The sequence below is a fragment of the Tessaracoccus palaemonis genome, from assembly GCF_019316905.1.
GTDB lineage: Bacteria > Actinomycetota > Actinomycetes > Propionibacteriales > Propionibacteriaceae > Arachnia > Arachnia palaemonis.
In genome coordinates this window covers 2,630,554-2,650,649 of sequence record NZ_CP079216.1, presented here as the reverse complement: position 1 = coordinate 2,650,649, position 20,096 = coordinate 2,630,554, and the positions used below count along the sequence as shown (strand labels likewise).

23 protein-coding genes and 1 tRNA gene are annotated in these 20,096 nt (G+C 66.2%); 10 read left to right on the top strand and 14 right to left on the bottom strand.

All coding sequences use genetic code 11. The features are described 5' to 3' along the window. Position 1: 1 nt before the first annotated feature. Together KDB89_RS12125 and KDB89_RS12120 are read right to left on the bottom strand one after the other, a co-directional pair. On the bottom strand, positions 2-427 hold the full coding sequence (locus KDB89_RS12125) for a DUF6325 family protein (RefSeq protein ID WP_219081380.1): 426 nt from the start codon (positions 425-427) through the stop codon (positions 2-4). A gap of 1 nt (position 428) precedes the next feature. Beyond that, positions 429-803: an SHOCT domain-containing protein gene (locus KDB89_RS12120; protein ID WP_219081378.1), complete on the bottom strand. Its 375-nt coding sequence runs from the start codon at positions 801-803 to the stop codon at positions 429-431. Between the two features lie 209 nt (positions 804-1,012). Between KDB89_RS12120 and KDB89_RS12115 the strand changes: the two genes are divergently transcribed. Then, complete coding sequence (locus KDB89_RS12115) at positions 1,013-2,029, top strand: TIGR00341 family protein (RefSeq protein WP_219081376.1); 1,017 nt, start codon at positions 1,013-1,015, stop codon at positions 2,027-2,029. A gap of 7 nt (positions 2,030-2,036) precedes the next feature. Here the strand turns inward: KDB89_RS12115 and KDB89_RS12110 are convergent, their stop codons facing one another. The 3 genes from KDB89_RS12110 to KDB89_RS12100 are packed head-to-tail and all read right to left on the bottom strand — an operon-like array spanning position 2,037 to position 3,770. Then, positions 2,037-2,474, bottom strand: coding sequence for a hypothetical protein (locus KDB89_RS12110; protein WP_219081375.1), 438 nt, complete (start codon positions 2,472-2,474; stop codon positions 2,037-2,039). Positions 2,475-2,511: 37 nt separating this feature from the next. Next, positions 2,512-3,039, bottom strand: a complete 528-nt coding sequence (locus KDB89_RS12105) for a precorrin-2 dehydrogenase/sirohydrochlorin ferrochelatase family protein (RefSeq protein WP_219081373.1) — start codon at positions 3,037-3,039, stop codon at positions 2,512-2,514. Further along, positions 2,952-3,770 (bottom strand): sirohydrochlorin chelatase, encoded by an 819-nt coding sequence (locus KDB89_RS12100; protein WP_219081371.1) that lies wholly within the window; start codon positions 3,768-3,770, stop codon positions 2,952-2,954. Before KDB89_RS12100 ends, KDB89_RS12105 begins: the two co-directional genes overlap by 88 nt. Before the next feature lie 116 nt (positions 3,771-3,886). Here KDB89_RS12100 and cobF point away from each other — a divergent pair, with 116 nt between their 5' ends. From cobF to KDB89_RS14780, 3 genes are all read left to right on the top strand, one after another. Continuing rightward, positions 3,887-4,675, top strand: coding sequence for a precorrin-6A synthase (deacetylating) (gene cobF, locus KDB89_RS12095; protein ID WP_219081369.1), 789 nt, complete (start codon positions 3,887-3,889; stop codon positions 4,673-4,675). A 167-nt stretch (positions 4,676-4,842) separates the two neighbouring features. Further along, complete coding sequence (locus KDB89_RS14700; protein WP_255555921.1) at positions 4,843-5,664, top strand: restriction endonuclease; 822 nt, start codon at positions 4,843-4,845, stop codon at positions 5,662-5,664. Beyond that, on the top strand, positions 5,598-5,768 hold the full coding sequence (locus tag KDB89_RS14780) for a PDDEXK family nuclease (RefSeq protein WP_369408100.1): 171 nt from the start codon (positions 5,598-5,600) through the stop codon (positions 5,766-5,768). The genes KDB89_RS14700 and KDB89_RS14780 overlap by 67 nt, the downstream gene beginning before the upstream one ends. Positions 5,769-6,340: 572 nt before the next feature. On the opposite strand, the gene KDB89_RS12085 is transcribed toward KDB89_RS14780, so the two are convergent. The 3 genes from KDB89_RS12085 to KDB89_RS12075 form a co-directional block, all read right to left on the bottom strand. After that, positions 6,341-6,414: transfer RNA gene (locus KDB89_RS12085), tRNA-Pro, on the bottom strand. 61 nt (positions 6,415-6,475) lie between these two features. Continuing rightward, positions 6,476-7,378: a metallophosphoesterase gene (locus KDB89_RS12080; RefSeq protein ID WP_219081367.1), complete on the bottom strand. Its 903-nt coding sequence runs from the start codon at positions 7,376-7,378 to the stop codon at positions 6,476-6,478. Then, positions 7,378-9,777 carry a transglycosylase domain-containing protein gene (locus KDB89_RS12075; RefSeq protein WP_255555920.1) on the bottom strand — a complete coding sequence of 800 codons (2,400 nt, stop codon included), beginning with the start codon at positions 9,775-9,777 and terminating at the stop codon, positions 7,378-7,380. Before KDB89_RS12075 ends, KDB89_RS12080 begins: the two co-directional genes overlap by 1 nt. 175 nt (positions 9,778-9,952) lie before the next feature. On the opposite strand from KDB89_RS12075, the gene KDB89_RS12070 reads away from it, so the two are divergent. After that, positions 9,953-10,264, top strand: coding sequence for a WhiB family transcriptional regulator (locus KDB89_RS12070; protein WP_219081365.1), 312 nt, complete (start codon positions 9,953-9,955; stop codon positions 10,262-10,264). Between the two features lie 158 nt (positions 10,265-10,422). Here KDB89_RS12070 and KDB89_RS12065 read toward each other — a convergent pair whose 3' ends face one another. The 3 genes from KDB89_RS12065 to KDB89_RS12055 are packed head-to-tail and all read right to left on the bottom strand — an operon-like array spanning position 10,423 to position 12,002. Beyond that, positions 10,423-11,076 carry an NUDIX hydrolase gene (locus KDB89_RS12065; protein ID WP_255555919.1) on the bottom strand — a complete coding sequence of 218 codons (654 nt, stop codon included), beginning with the start codon at positions 11,074-11,076 and terminating at the stop codon, positions 10,423-10,425. After that, positions 11,073-11,666 carry a TlpA family protein disulfide reductase gene (locus tag KDB89_RS12060; RefSeq protein WP_219081363.1) on the bottom strand — a complete coding sequence of 198 codons (594 nt, stop codon included), beginning with the start codon at positions 11,664-11,666 and terminating at the stop codon, positions 11,073-11,075. Before KDB89_RS12060 ends, KDB89_RS12065 begins: the two co-directional genes overlap by 4 nt. Before the next feature lie 42 nt (positions 11,667-11,708). Next, positions 11,709-12,002: a hypothetical protein gene (locus KDB89_RS12055; protein WP_219081361.1), complete on the bottom strand. Its 294-nt coding sequence runs from the start codon at positions 12,000-12,002 to the stop codon at positions 11,709-11,711. 287 nt (positions 12,003-12,289) lie between these two features. Between KDB89_RS12055 and KDB89_RS12050 the strand changes: the two genes are divergently transcribed. The 5 genes from KDB89_RS12050 to KDB89_RS12030 all read left to right on the top strand — a co-directional run bounded on the left by KDB89_RS12050 (position 12,290) and on the right by KDB89_RS12030 (position 18,502). Continuing rightward, complete coding sequence (locus KDB89_RS12050; protein ID WP_219081359.1) at positions 12,290-12,940, top strand: hypothetical protein; 651 nt, start codon at positions 12,290-12,292, stop codon at positions 12,938-12,940. Between the two features lie 125 nt (positions 12,941-13,065). After that, entirely contained in the window at positions 13,066-13,389 is a 324-nt protein-coding gene (locus KDB89_RS12045) for a hypothetical protein (RefSeq protein ID WP_219081357.1), read from the top strand. Positions 13,390-14,099: 710 nt separating this feature from the next. Further along, the gene (locus tag KDB89_RS12040; protein ID WP_219081355.1) at positions 14,100-14,930 is read left to right on the top strand and encodes a hypothetical protein; all 831 of its coding nucleotides are present in this window, start codon (positions 14,100-14,102) and stop codon (positions 14,928-14,930) included. A gap of 352 nt (positions 14,931-15,282) precedes the next feature. Next, entirely contained in the window at positions 15,283-16,593 is a 1,311-nt protein-coding gene (locus KDB89_RS12035) for an ISL3 family transposase (RefSeq protein WP_219079767.1), read from the top strand. 749 nt (positions 16,594-17,342) lie between these two features. Continuing rightward, positions 17,343-18,502 (top strand): IS3 family transposase gene (locus KDB89_RS12030; RefSeq protein ID WP_439654852.1). Its coding sequence is split into 2 segments (ribosomal slippage): positions 17,343-17,603 and positions 17,606-18,502, totalling 1,158 coding nucleotides; the frame shifts between segments, so codons are not numbered across the junction. Positions 18,503-18,751: 249 nt separating this feature from the next. Here the strand turns inward: KDB89_RS12030 and nth are convergent. Genes nth through sp36 form a run of 3 tightly spaced genes read right to left on the bottom strand, consistent with a single transcriptional unit; the run spans position 18,752 to position 20,051 of the window. Then, positions 18,752-19,441, bottom strand: a complete 690-nt coding sequence (nth, locus tag KDB89_RS12025) for an endonuclease III (RefSeq protein ID WP_219081351.1) — start codon at positions 19,439-19,441, stop codon at positions 18,752-18,754. Then, positions 19,441-19,896 (bottom strand): RidA family protein, encoded by a 456-nt coding sequence (locus tag KDB89_RS12020; RefSeq protein ID WP_219081349.1) that lies wholly within the window; start codon positions 19,894-19,896, stop codon positions 19,441-19,443. Before KDB89_RS12020 ends, nth begins: the two co-directional genes overlap by 1 nt. Then, positions 19,896-20,051: a Sp36 family protein gene (gene sp36, locus KDB89_RS12015; protein WP_219081347.1), complete on the bottom strand. Its 156-nt coding sequence runs from the start codon at positions 20,049-20,051 to the stop codon at positions 19,896-19,898. The genes KDB89_RS12020 and sp36 overlap by 1 nt, the downstream gene beginning before the upstream one ends. Between the last annotated feature and the right edge of the window lie 45 nt (positions 20,052-20,096).

Sequence of the window (20,096 nt, the reverse complement as noted above, 5' to 3'; positions counted from 1 at the left end):
GTCAGACTTCGAGGCCGGCCGCGGTGGCCACCTCATTGACGACCTCGGCGGGGAACCGCTGGACCGACAGCGGGCGGGCGTCCGAGTCCCGCATCGCCGTCGCGATCTTCCGGGCCCAGGTGTTCTCCACCAGGACCGCCAACGCGATCGCGCCCGGAGCCAGGTCCTCGGTGAGCTCCAGCAGGTCGTCCTCGCCGATGAGCCCGTCGGCCTCTGGCGTTGCGCCGGACAGGTCGAACTCTCCGGCCAGCTGATCCAGCTCGACGACCTCGCGGGCGCCACCGTCACCGTGGCGGACCACCGCGACGTCGAGCAGGGTGAGCACCCCGGCGGAAGTGACCTCGCGGAGGGTCGCGGTCACCTCGGACGGCGAGGAACCGGACGGAAACTCGACCACGTACAGGTCGGCAGGTCCGAAGCTGGTCATGTCAGGCCAGCGCCTTGGCCTTGAGCTGCGCGAACTCGTCGGCCGTGATGGCTCCCGAATCGAGCAACGCCTTGGCGTCGGCGATCTGCTTGGCCGGGTCGTTGCCCGCCACCGAGCGGATGTACTCCTCTGTCGCCTCGCGGGACTGCTCGACGGCCGCGTACTGACGCTTGTTCATCCCGCCGCCGCGTGCGATCAGGTAGATGAGCGCGCTCAGGACCGGCACGACAAGCAACGCCAGGATCCACAGTGCCTTTGCCCAGCCCTTGAGCCCGGAGTCGCGGAAGATGTCGACGACGATCTGGAACATCACGATCAGGTACATGATGAAGAAGAAGCCGTAGATGACCAGCCACAGAGATTCCCAGAATGACATCCGTCAGTCCTTTCGTAGGGGCCGAGTCCGGCGTCGACCCACGGTGGGACGACGTCCCGAATCCGGCGGAGTCGATGCCAGTCTAGCCAGCGGTCGGTATCCGGGAATACCCTTCCATATGGCCGGAATCCATCGGATGGATGCGACCTCGGGAACCGTGAGCGCGCGTCAATCCGAGGCGGTGGGCCGGTAGCGGGAAGGGAGCTCCGATGACCGGGAATGCGGGCGCGACGGCGCGCCGGAGACTGGAGCCGAGCGACATCGAGCGGCTGACGGCACGGCTTCTGGTCACGGAGGGCGACGACCGCGGCCGCAAACTGTCCGCCTTCTGGGTGCTGATCATCCTGTCGACGGTGATCGCCAGCGCAGGCGTGATGGCGGACTCGACGGCCACCGTCATCGGCGCCATGATCGTCGCGCCCCTCATGACGCCGATCCTGGGGACCGCCCTGTCGGTCGTGATGGCGAGGCGACGACTGATCCTGGTCAACCTGGGAATGGTGGTTGCCGGCGCGCTGTGCGTCGTCGTCATCGCGTACCTTCTGGGCCTGACGAATCAGATGCTGCTGGTCGCCGACACGAACGCGCAGATCGCGGCCAGGGTGACGCCCCGCCTGATCGACCTCGTCGCCGCCCTCGCAACCGGCGTGGTGGGCGCCTTCGCAATGGTCCGGTCGGACATCTCGGACGCGCTGCCGGGGGTTGCCATCGCGATCTCCCTGGTTCCGCCGCTGGCCGTGGTCGGGCTGACTCTGGAGTCAGGGGCCCCCGAGCAGGCGGTGGGGGCGCTCCTGTTGTTCGGGACGAACGTCACGGCGATCATCGCCACCGGCACGATCGTGTTCCTCGCCTACGGGGTGCGCACCACGGCGCACGATGCCGGCATACCGCTGGGGAAACTGCGGGCGAGCACCGTCGCCGTCGTCATCGGAGCCCTGATCGCGCTGTGCATCCCGCTGGGGGTCGGCAGCGCCGTCGTCATCAGGCAGGAACTCATCGCGTCCCGCGCGGCACCGGTCGCGCGCGAGTGGGCCGAGGCGCAGGGGTGGCAGATCCAGGACGTCAGCGTGCGGCAGGGTGTGTTGCGGATCGTCGCGCTCGGTCCGCCGCCCACGATCCAGGAGTCCGGTCTGCGGGACCGCCTCGACCAGGCAGGGCTCGGGTCCGTCGACGCGACCGTCACGCTGGTGCTCGGCGGCAGCGTGACCCTGGAGGGCGAGAGGTAGCGAGTGCTCAGGCGGCCCTGTCGGGAGCCGCCAGGAGCCGGCGCACGCCCGCCCGGGCGGCCATCAGGACCAGGATCAGCCCGGTCACGGCGAAGAAGCCGCCCAACACCACCCGCCCGGCGAAGACCAACGCCATCAGTTCCAGCACGACGAACTTGCTGCCGAACAGGACGGCCCACAGCAGGAGGCCGGCGCCGACCTTCCCGGCGACGGTCTGCGCGCTCTTGAACCGGGTCTTGACGCGGTTCTTCGCGAGGACGACGACCTCGAGGACGCCCTTGAGCAGCACGGCGGCCAGCAGCGAGAGCGTGAACGTCTCGGCGATCACCATCGGCAGGTACTCGGCCACGAGGTTGAGGACGACGACGTAGACGAAGACGTCCACCACGTCGGCGGGCCTGAGCAGCCGACGCCGCGTGGCAACGGGCTGCCTCACGTGCGACATGCGCGCAGCCTACCGCCGGGGAGCGGGCGCCGGGCCCCTACAGCTCCTCCTCGTTGACCAGCTCGACGAAGCGGTTGCGGATCCGTCGTGCCCGGAGGGGATCGTGCGTGGAGATCGCGGCAACCGTCACGCCTGACGCATCGCCGGTCGCCGGCGTCCAGGCGGACCCCTCGTCGGCGCTGTCGACGCGGACGCAGTAGGTGTGCTGTCTCTCGGCCTCGGCGACGATGGCCGCGTTGACGGCGCCGGAGTCGGTGGTTGCCAGCACGTACCAGGCCCCGTCGATGTCGCCGGGGGCGTAGTCGCGCGCGTGCCAGGTGAACTCCCCGGCTTCGGCCATCGCGCCGAGTGCCGGGTGCAGCTCCGGCGCGACGACCTCGACCAGGGCTCCAGCCTCCACGAGCTTGGGCACGCGGCGGCGCGCGACACAGCCGCCGCCGACCACGACCACCTTCCGGCCGGTCAGCAGCAGCCCGGTCAGGTACGCGCGGGAGCCGGTCGCGGTGCGGGCCCGGAGGGCGCCCTCCTTGTGCGCTGTGCCACGACCTCGGCGAGTTCGTCGCACGGGCCGATCACGTCGGCGATCCGGATCTCCGCGTCGGGATGGCTGGCCCGGAACTCGTCCACCAGCCTGCGCACCGACTCGTCCAGCCTGCCGGAGAAGAGCGCGTGCGGCATGACGACGATCCGGCGGCTGCCGGACGAGTAGTACTGGTGCAGGATCTGCGGCAGGTCAGGTCCGACGATCTGGATGAAGGCCGAGAGGACCTGCCGGTAGCCGCCGGTCTCGAAGATGACGCGCGACAGGCGGACGTGGTCGGCGTTCGCGTCGGTGTCGTTGCTGCCGCGGCCGGCCATCACCACGTCGGTCTCGTCGGCCGGCCACGTGTCGCGGGCCGCGGTGATCCGCTGGTGGATCGCGTCGATCAGCGGCTGGGGGGATCCGAGATGCCTCGTGGGGATGACTGTGGCGTCCTCGTGGCGCGCCTTCGCGCCCTCCACGGCGCGCGGGACACCCTGCCGGACGTGCCCGCCGGGGCCGGCCATGAGCGGCACGACGACGGCGGCCCCCGACTCGACGAGGATCGTGTCGAGCACCTCGTCGAGGGCCGGTTCGGCCAGCTCGACGTAGCCGACCTCGACCCGCACCTCGGGCAGCAGCGCACGCACCAGGTCCGCCAGCCGCGTCGTCTCGTCGAGGCCGGCCGGAACACGGGTGCCGTTGCCGACCAGGATCAGCGGTGGCGCTTCGGTCGGGACGGCGGCCGGGGGAGGAGCGGGTTGCGTGTGGGTCATGGCTTCTCCTGCAGAGGGGCGTGCGTTCGGCCAGCGTATCCCCTGGGCTGTGCGCAACAGGGGTGGTCCAGGGGCGATCTGGCCCACCGCCGGAGGTCGTCATACGATGGGTTCCCATGAGTCGTGAACTAGTGCTGATCGGCGTCGGAGCCGGCGACCCCGACTGGCTGACCCTCGCCGCGGTCGACGCGATCCGGCGGGTCGATGTCCTGTTCGTCGTGGTCAAGGAGGCCGAATACGACGACCTCGTGGAGGCCCGGCGCGAGCTCATCGCGCGGCACCGGGACACGCCGCTGCGGACCGTCTCCCTGCAGGACCCGAAGCGCCCCTGGCGCACCACGCCCGACTATCCGGCCGCCGTGAGGCGGTGGCGAGCCCAGCGCCGCGACGCCTGGGGCGCGGCCCTCGCCGCCGAACTCGGCGAGGGGGAGACCGGGGGCTTCCTGGTGTGGGGCGATCCGTCGCTGTACGAGAGCACCCTGGCGATCATCGAGGAGGTCATCTCCCATTCGCAGACCGACATCGAGCTGGACGTCATCCCCGGAGTGAGCAGCGTCCTCGCGCTCGCCGCCCGCCACCACATCCCCCTGAACCGCCAGGGGCACGCCGTCCAGATCATGCCCGCGCGCCTGCTCGCCGACGGCATGCCGGACGGGGTCGTCGACGCCGTCGTCATGCTGGATGGCAAGCAGGCATTCGCCTCGATCGACCCCGAGGGAATCGACATCTACTGGGGCGCCTATCTCGGCTCGCCCGACGAGATCCTCATCTCCGGACCCCTGGCAGAGGTCCGCGACGAGGTCCTCAGGGTCCGCAACGAGGCCATCGAGCGCAAGGGGTGGATGTTCGACACCTATCTGCTCCGGCGCGTCGACCCGGGTCGGTCGGCTGGGTCGGCCGACTGACTCAGACCGCAGTGGCCTCCCGGTCACAGGCCGTCCAGCCATCGCCCAGACAGCTCGACACCCGAATGTCACCAACCCGTTCACCCGGTGCAAAGTCGGAGCGGCGGGCAACGTCGGCTACGCGGGCCTACGCTGAGCGCAGTGTTTGGACGACAGGGAGGACATCGATGACGGCCTGCTACTTCATCCGACTCGGTAAGCAGGGGACCTTCGTCCAGGACGCAGTCGAGCGGGGCTACGTCGGAGTCGACTACGGCATGGTCGACGACTTCAAGGGCAAGTTCCCCGACGAGTGGACCGCATTCAACAAGACCTACATCCCTCGTTACCTCGACCTGCACCCGGACAAGACCAAGGTGGCCGCGGGTCTTGCGTGTGGCACGATCTGGACCCTTGGCAAGGGAATGAAGGACGGAGACCTCGTCGTCACCCCGGACCCCGCTGGAATCCTGCACGTGGGCCGAGTCACCGGCCCTTACGCCTTCGTTCCAGGCGAGGAGTTGCCGCACCGCCGGCCGGTGTCGTGGCAGTTCGGGACCATCAACCGCGATGAGATGAGTGCCGAGTTGAGGCGCTCGACGGACAGGTACCCGGCCACTGTGTCCAACATCAGCCAACACCTCGCTGAGATCGAGAGTCTGCTCCAGGAATACCCGCAGTTGGTTTCGACGGATCCAGACGTTGAGGATCCCGTTCAGTTCGCCCTGGAGAAGTACCTGGAGGAGTTCCTCGTCGACAACTGGACGAGGACTGAGTTGGGGAAGCGCTACGACATCTACTGCGATGATGAGGGAAACCAGATCGGCCGCCAGTACCAAAGCGACACAGGCCCGCTCGATATCTTGGCCGTGAGCAAGGATGGCGCGGACTCCTTGTCGTCGAGCTCAAGAGGGGAAAGGCCAGCGACTCAGTCGTCGGGCAGATCCAGCGCTACATGGGCTACATCAAGGATCAGGTGGCCGAGCCCACTCAAGCAGTTCGCGGCGTGATCATTGCGCTCGAGGACGACCTCCGGATCCAGCGGGCCCTCTCCGTGGCCAGCGGCATCGAGTTCTACCGCTATCAAGTGAAGTTCACCCTGATCAAAGCGTGACATCCCCCGGGCGGAGCGGCATCCCGGGGCTGTCCAACTCCCGCAGGAAGCCCAAGGCTTGCCGACCGACTTCCGAGTGTGAGCGTTGCGGGCGGAGGAACACCTTCCGCACCCGGCCGAGGCGGTCGCCTTCGCTGGCTCTACTCGTCGAGTTTCTGGATTCGCACGGCGGCTCGGTCACCCGCGGCGATACCCGGACCGGCGACCCAGACCGATGGCGGGTCGTTCGGAGAACGCGACTCAGGATCGTTGGGTACTTGCAGGACTCCGTCTGAGCGCGACTCCGCCGACGCGGGGCCTTGCAAGGACCCGCCGGGTAGTCATTGGGCTCGGTGATCGCTACGCAGGCGGGCGAGCGTAGGGAGGGTCGTCGCGAGTTCCTCGCGCTCAATCTGGTCAAGAGGGCCAATAAGGTGCTCGACAGGGCGGGCGTTGCTGCCCGTGCGCAATCGGCGTGACAGAGTGCGCAGAACCCCGCAAGAGTTGGCAGGGCTGAGGATGCGCGGGACGCACGACGCGGAAAGCCGCTCTGATTCGGAGTGAAACTCCAAACCAGAGCGGCTTTCCAACTGTCGGGGTGACAGGATTTGAACCTGCGGCCTCGTCGTCCCGAACGACGCGCGCTACCAAGCTGCGCCACACCCCGATGGCCCTTGGGCCACCGAAATACTAGCCCACCTGCGCCGGAAGTGCGAAACGGGGGCGCGTCACAGTCGGGGCTGCAGGGTCAGCATCGTGACCTCCGGTCGGCACGCGAACCGGTACGGGGCGTACCTCGACGTGCCGAGGCCCGCAGACACGTGCAGCGCGGACGTGTGCGGCCCGACGGTGTGCTCGGACAGGCCCTTCACCCGGGCGGGCTCGATGTCGCAGTTGGTCGCGAGCGCGCCGTAGCCGGGCACGCAGACCTGTCCGCCGTGTGTGTGGCCGGCCAGAATCAGGTCGGGGTCGTCAGCGGTGAGCTGGTCGAGCACCCTCAGGTACGGCGCGTGGGTGACGCCGAGCTTGAGGTCGGCCGCAGGGTCGAAGGGCCCGGCCACCTGTTCGTACTCGTCGCGGTTCAGGTGCGCGTCGTCGGTGCCTCGCAGGTCGAGGTGCAGGCCGCCGACGTCGAGTTGCGCCCGGCGGTTGTCCAGGTCGACCCAGCCGAAGCTCTCCAGTCCGGACTTGAGTTCGCGCCAGGGGAGTTCGACCCGGGGATGCCGGACAGTGCGCGGCCGACGGGAGACGTACTTGACCGGGTTCCGGAAGCTCGGCGGGTAGTAGTCGTTGGACCCGAACACGAAGGCGCCGGGCGCGAACGACAGCGGGGCGAGTGCCTCAAGCAACGGCTCGACGGCCGCGGCCTCGGTGAGGTTGTCGCCAGTGTTGACGACGAGGTCCGGCTCGAGCGAGGCGAGCGATGACAGGAAGGCCAGCTTGCGGCGTTGCGTGTGGAGCAGGTGCACGTCGGAGATGTGCAGCAGCTTCAGCTCACGCGCGCCCGGGCGCAGCACCCGGACCTCTGCCCGGCGCAGGGTGTACAGCCCGGCCTCGAACAGTCCCCAGGAGAAACACGCGGCTCCGGCGGCGGCCGTCACGGCCGCCGCCTTCAGGATCGGATGCCCCATCAGTCGCCGTCGTCCTTGTCGTCCTTCTTGGAGTCGTCCTTCTTGGAGTCATCCTTCTTGTCACTGTCGGAGGACTTGTCCTCATCCTCCTTCTCGGGTTCGGCCGCGACCGGCTTCGGCCCGACGGAGACCTTCAGGCTGATCGTCGAGAACTTCGTGGCTGTGCCCGAGGGGGAGATGCCCAGGAACGTGCCCACGGAGTAGTTGGAGTAGATGCCCCAGCGCTGGGTGCTGAACCCGGCCGCCTCGAGCGTCTCCTTCGCCTCGTTGTAGGACATGCCCGACACGTCGGGGACCTTGACCTTGACGCCCTCGAGGATCTCGTCGGACGGCTGGGTGAAGCTGGTCTTCGGGAGGTCTCGGAGAGCGGACTTCATGGCCGCCTTCCAGATCAGGCCGGCGTCGCCGCCACCCGTACCGGCGAGGTAGCCGCCCTTGACCCGCAGGCCCGTCAGGGACTGGCTCCGGCCCTCCCAGTAGTCGTTGGTCTTGTCGACGGCGATCATCGCCACGCCGGCAAGCTCGGGGGTGTAGCCCGCGTACCAGACGGCGGTCGCGTTGTTGGTCGTACCGGTCTTGCCGGCCTCGTCGCGACCGTCGTTGATGGCCGCGGGTCGGCCGGTGCCCTGCTCGGCGACCGACTGGAGGATGTAGTTGACGCCGTCGGCCACGTCCTTCTTGATGACCTGCTTGCAGTTCGCGTCGGGCACCTCGAGGTTGGCCCCCTCGACCGTCTCGACGCTCTCGAGGATGATCGGGTTGCAGTGCTTGCCGCGGTTGGCGAACGTCGCGTAGGCCTCCGCCATGGAGATCGGCGTCACGTCCGCGGTGCCGAGCACGAAGGACGGGTAGTTCTGCATGGTTTTGAGGCTGTCGCCGCTGGCCAGCTCGACGCCGGCCTTCTGCGCCATCTCGATCGACGAGCAGATGCCCGTGTCGCGGATCAGCTGCATGAAGTACGTGTTGACCGAGTTCTGGGCGGCCTTGAGCATGTTGATGGTGCCGTAGCCACGCAGGTACTGGTTGCCGAGCAGGTAGTCCTGGTTGAACGTGAAGGAGCCGTCGCAGTTCTTGAAGGTCTGCCCCCGGAACTGCATCTGGCCCGGCGCGTTGTACGTCTTCTGCGGAGTCATGCCCTGGTCGAGGGCCGAGGCGATCGTGAACGTCTTGAACGTCGAACCGGCCTGGTAGCCCTCCGCGCCACCCAGCGCCTTCGACGCGTTGTAGTTCCAGTACGTCTCGCCCTTGCCCGTGCCCATGTCCGGTCTGGACTGGGCCATGGCGACGATCAGCCCGGTCTTCGGCTGGATCAGCACGCTCGTGGCGATCGCCGCGTCGGTCGGGGCTACCTGCAGCGCGACGGCGGCCTCCGCGGAGTCCTGGGCGACGGGGTCGATGAGCGTCTGAATGGTCAGGCCGCCGCGGTTCAGGCGGTTGGCGCGCTCCTCCTTCGTGTCGCCCATGCTGGTCATGTCGTCCGAGAGGAGGGTGAGGCGCACGTAGTCGCACAGGAACGGGTAGTCCGACGCCATGCACCCGTTGGGCGTCGGGGTGACCTGCTTGGGCTCGAAGGTCTCCTTCTTCGCCTCGGCGGCGGTGTCCTCGGAGATCATGCCCCACTTGACCATCTGGTTCAGCACCACGTCGCGGCGGTCGAGCGCGCGCTGCGTGTGGTTGACCGGGTTCAGGTTCACGGGGTTCTGCACGATGCCGGCAAGCAGCGCGGACTGCCCCAGCGTCAGCTCCTTGGCCGACGTGCCGAAGTAGTGCTGGGCGGCGGCCTCGACGCCGTAGGCGCCGTCGCCGTAGTACGCGATGTTGAGGTAGCGCTCGAGGATCTCGTCCTTCGTCAGCCGCTCCTCGAGGGCCATGGCGTAGCGGGCCTCGATGATCTTGCGCTCCAGCGTCACCTCGGTGGCGGCGCGGACGGCCTCGGCGTCGCCCGACACGGAGGCCGTCTCGACGCGCACGAGCTTCACGTACTGCTGCGTCAGCGTCGAGGCGCCCTGGGTATCGCCCGACAGCGTCTTCAGCAGTGCGCGGCCGAAGCCCTGGAAGTCGATGGCGCCGTGCTCGTAGAAGCGGTGGTCCTCGATCGCGATCTGCGCGTCCTGCATGTTGGTTGAGATGTCCTCGAGCGGCACATAGACGCGGTTCTCGTCATAGAACGTGGCCAGCTCGGACCCGTCGGCCATCAGCACGACGGAACGCTGGGACTGCGTGGGCGTCTCCAGGTCCGCGGGGATGTCGTCGAGAGAGTCGGCGGCGAGCTTGGCTCCCCCGCCGGCCAGCGCGGTCAGTGGCACGGCGAGTCCGGAGAGGAGCAGGCCGGCCAGCACGCTCACCGCCAGGAACATCAGCAGGGAGTACGCCTTCTGGCTCAGGGAGGCTGACTTCATGATCGACATGATACGTGACGGTTCTGTGGTGCCCGCCCCCGCGGCGCGTCCGCCCTCGGCGAGGGCATTCCTGCGAGTGGGAACATATCGTACAGCAGCCCACTTTGTCTGGGTGTGAAAATGCGCTAACGTCGGTGTCAACCGGATGGGTTGATCTGCGCAAGGGAGGGCAGAAATGTTTCTGGCTGAAGTGAGCGAGTGGACACTGCGAGCGAAATGCCGCGACATGGCCGATGCACTCTTCCCCGAGGGGAAGGACCAGAAGAGGGCCAGGACGGTGTGCGCCGGGTGCCCGGTGCGGTCCGAGTGCCTCGCGGAGGCCCTGGACAATCGCATCGAGTGGGGCGTCTGGGGTGGCATGACTGAACGTGAGCGCCGCGCGTTGCTCCGTTCGCGACCCGACATCGACTCGTGGCACGAGGTGCTCCTGACGAACCCTCGGCAGCCCGGCGGGCGCGTGGTGGTCCTCCCGAGTCGGGTGCATTGACGATCAACCAATATCCGAAGGGGTGGGAGCCGACTGGCCCCGCCCCTTCGGCTTTAGTGGAGAATTGCGCATGCGAGGCCCGATTAACTACGCGACATAGCGCGAATACCGTCGCTCGGGAAATGTAACGAACAAACGGGATATCCGGGGCATCAGGATCAGTCCCGGAGGAACTGCGCGGGGATGTCGACGACGCGGTCGATGTCCCAGTGTCGCGCCCATCCTGCCAGATCGAGCACCCAGTCCACGAGATGGGCGGTCAGGCCCCAGATGAAGACTTCGCCCATCGCGAACGCCGGGCCCGTGAATCCGACGGGGTGGCGGGCGGTGACGCGGTTGGCCGGGTCAGTGAGTTCGGAGATGGTGAACCGCTCGACGGAGCCAGTCTCGGCGGGGTCCATCGGCGCCAGCGTCGCGTCTCCGGGCCAGGTGGCGACAACCGTCGTCACGTCGAACCTGGAGGCGGGGACCCAGAGGGGAGGGAGCTGCCCGAGCAGGCTGACCGAGCGGCGGTTGAGACCGATCTCCTCGTCGGCCTCCCGCAACGCGGTGTCGGTGGCGTCGATGTCGCCGGGGTCCACCGCCCCGCCGGGGAGCGCGACCTGGCCCGCATGGTTGCGCAGGGTCTCGGCCCGGGTGACGAAGGTCAGGGCGGGGTCGGTGTCCCGGGTGAAGAGCATCAGCACCGCAGCGGCCCGCTCGCCGCGGGGCGTCCGGTCGAACCCCAGCGTCCTGGGCCGCGGATCCGCTGCGAGCGCAGTCCTGAGCCTGTCGAAGGGGGCTCCCCTGAGCTTGTCGAAGGGCGCCGTCATGACACCTCCAGGTACTTCTCGGCCAGGTCGAGCAGCTGCTCGGTCGACTCCAGCTGACCCGCGTGAACGCCGGCGATGCGGCCGTCCGCGCCGACGAAGAACGTCGTCGGAATCCCGGCGATCGACAGCTCGGCCCGCAGGGACCGGTCGGGGTCCATGACGTGCGGCCAGGCGAAGCCGGCCAGCGAGGCGAACTCGATCGCCCAGTCGGGCTGTGGATCGTCATAGTCGACGCCCAGGAACGAGACGCCATCGAGCTGCGCAGCCGCCTCCCGGAGGAACGGGGACTCGACGCGGCAGGGGCCGCACCACTGGGCCCAGAAGTTGATGATGGTAGGCGTCCGCGGCAGACCTGCCAGGTTCACCGTCGTCGACCCGTCCAGGCAGGTCAGAGCGGTCGCGGGGAGGCCTCCGTCCACGGCCACGGCGTCAGGGTCGGTCTCTGGGCAGGCCTGCAGCCCGTACTGCTCGGCCAACGCGGCGAGGTCCGCCGGTGCCGTGGAGGGTGTCTGCCCAGGCGAGGCGGTGGAGGCCGTACTGCAGCCGGTCGCCAGCGCGACCATGAGCAGGGCGGGGAGCAGTAGCCTCATCAACCTCGTACTGTACCTGCGCCTACCGACGGGGCTCCCGGATCAGCTTCGCGGCCTTCCCCAGGTCACCAGACCCTGCCACGCCCCATCAACGAATCGGCGGTCTAAGACCAGCGCCGCGATACTGCCATCGAGCCACACATGACGCACAAGGGACCCGTCGATGCCCTCGACGCAGGCGGCCAGGCCCTCACTCGGCGCCGCATCCTCACTCAACCAGCTGAACCGCTGGCTAGGCTCATCACTCGACGAGCCCGCGTCGAGGCCAGCTGCACGCCGACGCATCCACTCACCACGCTCAGCCAGCGAACCAAACTCCGAGATCTTCCTAGTCACACCAGCACGCTAGCTGACCACTACGACACTCCCAGCACCTCACAACCAAATAACAAACAATGGGCCGTTATCCACCACCACAACCCTGCCCGGGTCGTGGTGGTGGATAACGGCATATTGCCGAGGGGGATAGCCCTGATTAGGGTCTGGGCCCCCGTAGTATTAGCGATGTCGGAGGAGTTAAACCAACCCCCGACTGAAAGGCTCGTTGAAAAGGGCCAGTGTCTTTACGAAGGGGAAATGTGATGGAGACTGTGCAGAAGGTCGCTGAGGAGACCTGAACTGTCGTGCGGAACGGAGTGCTGCTCTCGGTGGTGGTCGGGCCTGAGGGTGTGAAGGTGGGCGATGAGGTGTTGCCGATCGGTGAGGTGACGGTCCTGCCGCAGCCGGGCCAGCGGATCAACCTGTGGGGGCGGGGGCTGTTCTGGATCAAGCCCGCGGACCTGCTCGAGGACGCCACCAACGTTCGCGTGTTCCTGCTGGAGAGCGAAACGATGCGCACCTGGCCCTACATGATCCCGCTCACCACTGCGCGGGGGCTGGAGCCAGTGGGGGAGTCCCTGCGCATCGCGTACGCCGCCGCCTCCATCGTGCTGGAGAAGGAGCGGTGGCTGGATCACCTCGCAGAGGACGCCCGCACCTTCGCCGACGACAACAACCTGTGCGAGGTCTTCGACCAGTTCATGGAGGAACACGGCATGAAGGGCCGCACCCGCGACTTCCGAGCCGAGTTCACGATCACCTTCACCGCCTATGTGGAGGGCAGCACCTTCGACAACGCCACCGAGAACCTCACCAAGGCCGACGTCCTCGAACTGCTCAACAACGAGGACTGGACTGGGAAGCAAGCGAATATTGACCAAAGCAATGCGGGGTGGGGCCAGCCAAGGGCCCCATCCCGTAACACCACGACAACCCTACCCGGGTCGTGGTGGTAACCAGCTACACCACACACCTATTAATGATCCTTTGCCGGTAGTAGAGTCAGAGACGGCAGGTGGAGCTAAACCAGCCATCACAAAGTGATTCTTTGAAAGGAATCTCGAAAATGACTCTAGACAATGTGACTGTCGCCATCGGCACCGACGTTTTCAGCGGTCCCGTCATCGTTGAAATCGGAGAATACGAGCAAGGCGCAACTGCGATCACGCTGTATGCGGCCGAAGATGGCGAGCAGCTCATGGCTGGCGAGTTCCTCGACGTCATCACCGTCAACCTAGCCAACGTCGGTCACCTGACCCAGCCGGGACACGTGTTCGTACCCCAGCGCTACACCCAGCACGCCAACGAGCTGGAACGCCACGGCCTCCTCAGCCCAGCCAAGCGCAGCGTCACCTACGGATCGTTCGGCCAGCTTGCAGTCGAGCGTGAGCTGCTCGCCCGCTAGCCCCGGGAGCGGCTCGTCACCCCCCAGGCGTGTGTTGCCGGGTGGCTGCTTCGTCTTAGCGTGCATGCGGTCCCGAGATCAAGAGCCTGTGGTCCCTTGTGTTCCTACACGCGGTAGGACATGCTGGCCTCATTCTCCTGTGAGTAGGCAATGAATTTCGTGTCAGGACCCTGTTGATCAGAGTGGAGTCGAGGGTGAACGCAGTGTCGCGTTGGTTGTGGGTTGTTGTGTGTTGGGCTTTGGCGATCTCGGTGGGGGTTGCTCAGCCGTCGTGGGCGGATCCTGTTGATGATGGTTCGGGTCCGGCGGAGCCTGTGGCTGGCGAGGTGTCGCGGCCGGATTGGACCTCGGCGACGGTGACGGCGCGTGCGCAGGGTGTGCGGGTGGAGGTGCTCTCTGAGCGTTCGGAGACTACTCGGGTGTTTGTGGGGCCTGATGGTGTGGTGGTTGAGAAGACTGCGTTTGCGCCGGTGAGGAACCCTCCAAAATCTGGAAATACGGCATCACCCGCCAGGTAAACTGGACTGCCAGGGCAAGAGTTGGCGTACGAGCATGCCAGACATTTCACAGAGATTTCAAATGTGGATTCGCGATGGTCGCGAGGGTTACAGGTGAAGGTATGCCAGGATCGTGGAGTACTCCTATCTGATGGCGTATGTTAAGAGATACGGGAAGTGCCCTCGGGGTAACCAGACAAGGACAGGAAGAGCGTGCAAGTAGAGCACTCGGGACATGTCGCGTCGCCAACCGATGAGGACAAGTTCTTTTTGTTGGGGTGGGAGATGGCGGTGTATCCAGACCGCGAGGTGAAGCGCAGTTTGGAGGCTTCGACGAAGGCCAGTGAGCCTGAGCAGCCGTGGCCTGAGGTGTTGGAGTGGCTGGCGAGCGTTTCGGGGCTTAGCGGGGTGCTGGTGGATTTGGATTTCGTTAGTCGGCGTGCGACGAGGGCTTTCTGGGTCGAGAACTGGTGTGAGGGCGTGTGGATTGATGTGGCGGCTCGTCCTCCGTTGCGGCGCGATCCTGTGGGGTGGGGGTTGGCGTTTGCCCGGTACGGGGATGCGGCGCTGTTGGCGTTGTCGAGGCACTTTGATGCTGGGCCGCCGCCTTTGGTGCCTCGGTCGCCGGAGGAACGCGAGCTGGAGCTGAGTGGGACGGAGCCTGCTCCGCCCGCGTTGGCGTTCACGATTCTTCCGGAGCACGTTCGGCCTGCGTCGCGGGCGAAGATCTGGGAAGAGATCGACTTCTACCTTGCCCATGGTCAGGAGGCGCTGAATGCCCGGTGGGCAGAGATGGACCCTAAGGTGTCGATGAGCTTGCAGGCTGCTGGTGTCCGGGAGGTGGATCGGTGGGTTGCTGCTGCCGCGTCGGTGGAGGAACCTGCCTGCGGGGCGGAGCGTGAGCTGCAGGCAACGCTACTGATGGGCCTTGGCCGGAAGAAGTTCGACGCGGCTGTGAGGAACCCGGCTAAGTACCTGGATGAGTGGCCGGAACAAGACAACAACGATGGCGAGTCGCTACTGATCGCCTTCGAGATCGGATGATAAGGTCCTTCAGATCCTAACCCGCAGGCACAGGAGGTCGTGGTGCTGCGCAATGGGCTGCCTCATATTCGCTGGGGGCAGGAAGACACTGTTCCACCTGGGCAACAGGGAATGCCCGTGCTACATCAACTATGCGCAGAGGAGGCAGCAAGCGTGACGACCCGTGGTTACCTCGTTCTTGACATGGTAAAGAATGAGGTCCAGAAACGTTATCCTGGAATCCTTATCAGGCTCTTCGGACCTGAGCGTGGGTTGAGCGTGGATCCGATGGTGGGCGTGTCGGTGGGGTGGAGGGGGTCGAGGCCCTCAAGAATCGGGGTTACCACACCACTCGACTTCGAGGACCTCGACGATGCCCGATCCTACTTCCTACTGCCAGCGCTGTGATGTTCTTCTGGGCCTGCCCGGGCTCCATGTGACCGGTGTCCATCGCGACGACGCGGGGCTTCGGGTTGAGGTCGAGTCTCGGCCTCCTGCGGTGATGGGCTGCGCGACATGTGGGGTCGTGGCGCATGCGCATGGCCGGCAGCGGGTGGAGTTGATCGACGCTGCCTGTTTCACGGCGCCGGTGCGGTTGTGGTGGCGGAAACGACGATGGCTGTGTCCGGAGCCGTCGTGTCCGGTGACCTCGTTCATGGAACAAGACCCCGACGTGGCGCGGCCCAGAGCGTTGCTCACCGCTCGGGCGACATCGTGGGCGGTCGGGCAGATGCGCCGCGAGAACGCTTCGGTTCAGGGTCTTGCCCGTCAGCTGGGTTGTGCTTGGAGGACGCTGTGGCGAGCCGTCAAGCCGAACCTTGAAGCCGCTGCTGCCGATGAGTCGCGCTTCGCCGGTGTCACCTCGCTGGGTGTTGACGAACACATTTGGCATCACGTCTCGACCAGGCCTGTCGAGCAGGGTGGACGCGGCCCGAAGGAGTTCACCGGCATGGTTGATCTCACCCGTGACAAGGACGGACGCGTCCGGGCGCGGCTCCTTGATCTGGTCCCGGGTCGTTCCGGCGAGGCCTACACGTCGTGGCTGAAGGTCCGCGGCGACACGTTCCGCGAAGGCGTCGAGATCGCCACGCTGGACCCGTTCCACGGCTACAAGAACGCCATCGACGACCAGTTGGAGGACGCCATCGCGGTGCTTGACGCGTTCCACGTCGTCAAGCTTGGCACGGCCGCGGTCGATGAGGTCCGCCGCCGGGTCCAGCAAGACATCCACGGCCACCGCGGCCGCAAGAACGATCCGCTGTATCGGATCCGGAACCTGCTGCGCGCCGGTCTGGAACACCTCAGCGACGGGCAGAAGACCCGCCTCAAAACCGCGTTCACCGCCGATGACCGCCACGTCGAAGTCGAGGTCGCCTGGCACTGCGCCCAACAACTGCGCTCGGTCTACCACCAGCCAAGCCACGCCGACGGGCGCAGGGTCGCAGAGAAGATCCTGGCCACGTTCCCGTCGTGTCCGATCCCGGAGATCGCCCGCCTCGGCCGGACCCTGAACCAGTGGCGAGACGCGTTCCTAGGCTACTTCACCACCAGCGGCGCCAACAACGGCGGAACCGAAGCCATCAACGGGCTGATCGAACTCGCCCGCCGCATCGCCCGAGGATTCCGCGACCCCGACAACTACCGCCTCAGAATGCTCCTCATCGGCGGCGGACTACGCCTCTGACCCCACGCTCAAGTCAGAAGAGCCCCTTATCAGGGCTTGGGTGGATTCTCCAGGGGTGATCTGTATTGTGTACCGAGAGATCTACACTGAGTTCGAACCACTGATACTTGGGTTGAGAAGGACTCTGGAGCCCTATGTCCCGGTTGATTCACTTGTGGATGAGATTGTCAATCGTGAGATTGGTGAACATCTTGGGAGTCTGCAAAATGAGCTTCTCGAGGATGCGGATGGTGTGTGGTGGTTTGAGGGTAATCGCCCAGAGTGGCGACTCTACTAGGTTGCAGGGAAATCCATTAGCTCGAGCTGCTCAACGCTGAGCGCCCTCGCGTGCCGCAGTATTTCAGGGGCGTCGCCGCTGTCAATAGATGGACATCGGAAGGCTTTTGTGAACAGGCAGACGCACCTCAATGGACGGGTTGCCGATTTCGAGAAGAAGTGTGCTTATTCGCGCTACGGTAAGGGTTTCAAATCGACGGTTCGCCACTGACAAAGGAAGACAATCTCATCACCTTGGAATATTCGTTACTACTCGAAGGGTCGTTTTAGTATGAGTATGTACCGAGCGTCAGGGGTGGCTCGAAATCTCGGGTACGGGCGCCTCATGTATGTGAGGGGTGGGGCCGGGGGCGGACGTCCGTGGGGAACGAAATGACGGACACTGGATGGTGCGAGAGTCGATCGGGACTGCTGCATGAGTAGGTGACAACCGATCTGTGGGGCCGCAGGGTCCTGCTGGAAGGATGTGCACCATGCCGAAACCCCATCCGAGAGAGTTCCGGGACGATGTTGTGGCGGTGGCCCGGAAGGGCGAGGCGCCGATCGCTCAGCTGGCCAAGGACTTCGGGATCTCCGAGTCGTGCCTGCGGAACTGGCTCCACGCTGCCGATGTCGCCGACGGGGTCCGCCCCGGTGTGACCGAGACCGAGGGCAAAGAGCTGCGTGACGCCAAGCGCAGGATCCGGCTTCTCGAGCAGGAGAACGAAGTCCTGCGCCGGGCGGCGGCGTATCTGTCGCAGGCGAACCTGTCGGGAAAATGATGTACCCGCTCGTGAGAGAGCTGGCCGGCGACGGGATCCCCGTCACGGTCGCGTGTCGGGTATTGAAGCTCGCCCGCCAGCCCTACTACCGCTGGCTCGCCTGTCCGGTCACCGCCCGGGATCTCGACCAGGCGTACCTCGCGAACGCCCTGTTCGACGCCCACCGCGACGATCCCGAGTTTGGCTACCGGCTGCTGGCTGATGAGGCCCGCGAGACCGGGCTGGCCGGTTGTGACCGGACGGTGTGGCGGATCTGTACCGACATGGGTTGGTGGAGCGTGTTCGGGAAGAAGCGCGGCGAGAACGGCAAGAAACCCGCCCCACCAGCCCACGACGACCAGGTGAAACGGGACTTCACCGCGACGGGTCCGAACCAGCTGTGGCTCACCGACATCACCGAGCACTGGACCGATGAGGGCAAGTTGTACGAGTGCGCGATCAAGGACGTGTGGTCCAACCGGATCGTCGGCTACTCCATCAGCGACCGGATGAAGTCCCGCATCGCGGTCGACCCGCTCAACATGGCCGTCGCCCGCCGCGGTGACGTGACCGGCTGCATCGTGCATTCCGATCGAGGATCCCAATTCCGATCCAGGAAGTTCCTGGCCGCACTCCGACGCCACCACCTCAAAGGGTCGATGGGCCAAATCGCCTCCGCCGGCGACAACGCCGCCATGGAATCCTTCTTCGCCCTGCTCCAGAAGAACGTGTTGAACCGGCGCCGCTGGCACACCCGCCACGAACTCCGGATCGCGATCGTGACCTGGACCGAACGCACCTACCACCGCCGCCGCCGGCAAGAACGCCTCGGCCGATTGACCCCCATCGAGTTCGAGACCATCATGACCACACCGGCCACCCAGGCCGCCTAACCCAACCTGTCACCTAAAGGTGCAGCAGTCCCCTCTCCTCGCCGGTGGGGGTACGGCGTCGGCTGGGAGTGGGGTTCGTTGATTGAGGCTCTGGAACTGGCGTGCACGTCATCGGAGCGCCGTTTCCTCATGAACGACGCGCTGTGGGACACCGCTGATACTTGCCGATGAAGCCTGGCCCGAAGTGTCTGTCGATGAACCCTTTGACAGGGAGCGCCTCGAGTGGCTTCTGGGTTTCGGGGAAGGCGATCATGAGTTCCGTGGTGAGATGATGTGGAATCTTGTCGACGAGGAGCGCGTGGGATCCTGCTCGCCGATGTGGCGCGACGGGCACAGGTCCGCGACGGGACACGCGCCGCAGGCTGGCCGCCTGGCGTGACAGCAGCGTCGACCGTGCCAGATGACGCGGTGACACACCATGACCCAGTCGCACGGCGGAAACAGCCGTCCGACGGCCCGCTCAACGTCGTCCGGCTTCGTGCTGGCGACCCAGCCGAACCGGTTCGCCAGCCGGATGAGGTGGGTGTCTGGCGTGACGCCGGGGACGTCGAAGGCGTTGCCGAGCACCACATTGGCGGTCTTCCTGCCGACTCCGGGCAGCGTGACGAGCTCCTCAAGCGTGCCGGGGACGACGCCGTCGAAGTCGTCAACGATGCGCCGCGACAGCCCGATGACGGACGCGGTCTTCGTGCGGTAGAAGCCCACGGGCGTGATGACCGACTCCACGTCGAGCGGCTCGGCCGTCGCCAGTTCGGACGCCGTGGGCCAGCGTTCGAAAAGTACCTCCGATACCGCGTTGACCCGGCGATCCGTCGACTGCGCCGAGAGGACGGTCGCGACGAGCAACTCGAACGGGTTCCGGAAGTCCAGTTCGCACCTGGCGTCGGGATAGGCCCGCCCCAGCGCCGAGTTGATCTCGGCCGGCGGCGCGGAAAGCATCAGGCCTCGACAACCAGCTCGACCTCGACCGGCGAGTCCAGCGGCAGCACGGCCACCCCGACGGCGCTGCGGACATGCACCCCGGCCTCGCCGAAGATCTCCCCGAGCACGGTCGACGCTCCGCCGGCGACGGCCGGCTGCGCGGTGAATGATGCCTCGCTTGCGACGTAGACGACGACCTTGACGATGCGGGTGATCGCGTCTATCCCGCCTGCCACCGCGGCGGCGGCGGCCAGCGCGTTGAGCGCGGCTGTGCGGGCGGCGTCGGTCGCCGCCTCCTGCGTCACCTCCGCCCCGACCTTGCCGGTCAGGGGCAGCCTCCCGTCGATGAAGGGGAGCTGACCTGACGTCCACACCTGGCTGCCCACCCGGGCGGCCGGAACATAGGCGCCGACGGGGACGGCGACGTCCGGCAGCTGGATGCCGAGCTCCGCCAGGCGCTCAGCGGCGCTCATCACTGCACCGGGCGCTTGAAGTAGCCGACGAGGGTGTCGGGGTTGGGGCCGGGTGCGAGCTGGATGAGTTCCCAGCCTTCGGAGCCGAAGTTGTTCAGGATCTGCGCCGCGACATGGCTGAGGATCGGAGCCACGAAGTATTCCCACTTGGTCATGGGCCCAGACTAGGAGCCCACGCAACCCTCCGGCCAGCCGTGGTG